Source organism: Streptomyces tricolor, assembly GCF_002155905.1.
GTDB lineage: Bacteria > Actinomycetota > Actinomycetes > Streptomycetales > Streptomycetaceae > Streptomyces > Streptomyces tricolor.
This window is the reverse complement of sequence record NZ_MUMF01001070.1, coordinates 1-1586: the sequence shown is the minus strand read 5'-3', so window position 1 is coordinate 1586 and position 1586 is coordinate 1. Positions and strand designations below refer to the sequence as shown.

The window sequence follows — 1586 nt, the reverse complement described above, 5'->3', positions numbered from 1 at the left end:
AGCAGACGCTGACCTCGCTGCCGGCGGCCCCGGCCCCGGCCACGCCCGCCGACGCCGGCCGCGCGGCATGGGCCAGCCCGGCCGACGGGTTCGCGCCCCCGCCGTCTCCGGCATCGCAACCGAGCCCGTTCGTCCCGCCGGTCTCCGCGTCCCAGCCGAACCCGTTCGCCCCGCTGGCCCCCATACCTCCCGCGAACCCCTACGCACCTCCAGCCTCCGGGCACCAGCCGAACCCCTACGCACCCCCGGCCTCCGCGCACCAGCCCCACCCCTTCGCGCCGCCCGCGAACCCCTTCGCCCCGCACGGGGGATCGGAACCGGTGCCCCCGCCGCCCATCGCCCCGGACGGTCCCGGCCAGGTGCCGTACGGCTACCCGGGCCCGCAGCAGGCCCCGTACGGCGGCGCCCCCTACCCCGTCGGTCACGGCTACGCCTGGCCCGGCATGCAGCCGCCCCCGAGCAACGGCATGGGCACCGCCTCCCTGGTGCTGGGCATCATCTCGGCGGTCGGCTTCCTCATGTGGCCGGTCGCCCTGGTGCTGGGCATCCTGGCCCTGATCTTCGGCGGGATCGGCCACGGCAGGGCCCGCCGCGGCGAGGCGACCAACCCGGGCGTGGCCCTGGCCGGCATCATCTGCGGCGCCGCGGGGATCGTCCTGGTGCTGGTCCTGTTCGCCCTGGTCATCGCGGCCGAAGGCTGAGCGCCCGCACCGATGGGCGGTCTCGGCACGCGACGCACGGACATCACGCGGGACGACGGCACGTGGGCGGGCCTGTACCTGGAGGTGCGCGCACCCCGCCGACCAGGACTGTGTCTGTTCACCGCCGAGCGGCGCGTGCTCCTCGCCCGGCGTTCGCAGCCCGTGCTCCTCGCCCGCGTCGACGATGACCACTGCGGGGTGGAGTTCTGGCGCACCGACGCCCACCGCTCTCCCGTCCCGCCGCCGCGTGCCGAGACGGCGCGGGCGCTGGCCGGCGACCTGGGCCGCTGGGCCCACCGCCTCGCCTCGCACCTGCTCGACGCACCGGGCGGCCCGCTGCACGAGGGGCGCTGGCTCATCGCGCCCGAGAGTCCGCTCCTGCGCGGGAACCACGGCCGTCGGCCGGAGGCCGAGTACTGGCGGGAGATGCTCGTGGAGGGCCACCCGGACGGATACATCGACTGGTTCGTCCACAACGGCTCGTGGGAGATCCTCCCGCTGCGTCCGATGCCCGACGCGGGCGACGGCCGGGTCAAGGCGTACCGCAAGCAGGCCCGTGACGGGACGCTCCCGCCGGTCCTGCTGTGGTGGGCCAGCGGCCTGGACTGCCATCTGGTCCTGGACGGTCACGCGCGGCTGGCCGCCGCGATCGCCGAATCGACGGCACCCCCGCTGCTGCACCTGCACCGCACCGCGCCGGGCGACGAGGTCGCCGCGGGCACCGCACGGGCGGTGCGCCGGTACGAAGCCGAACTGGCCCGCCACGCCGAGCTGCGCGCCGTCCTTGGCGCCGCGGTCCCCGACGGCACCGCGACCGCGGGGCCGACCCTCGCCCGCCGCCTGCGGGAGCTGCGCACCGCGTCACGGCCCAGCTGGGCCGTGACG

The 1586-nt window shown here is 76.7% G+C and carries 2 protein-coding genes and 1 pseudogene; 2 read left to right on the top strand and 1 reads right to left on the bottom strand.

Going from position 1 to position 1586, the window contains the following annotated elements; all coding sequences use genetic code 11:
• Positions 1–184: pseudogene (locus CCN44_RS45785) on the bottom strand (hypothetical protein); the annotation flags it as partial.
• A 136-nt stretch (positions 185–320) separates the two neighbouring features.
• Between CCN44_RS45785 and CCN44_RS42785 the strand changes: the two are divergent.
• Positions 321–701: a DUF4190 domain-containing protein gene (locus CCN44_RS42785; RefSeq protein ID WP_086704672.1), complete on the top strand. Its 381-nt coding sequence runs from the start codon at positions 321–323 to the stop codon at positions 699–701.
• 12 nt (positions 702–713) lie between these two features.
• The coding region (locus tag CCN44_RS42780) for a hypothetical protein (protein ID WP_107502194.1) at positions 714–1586 on the top strand (873 nt) is incomplete at its 3' end.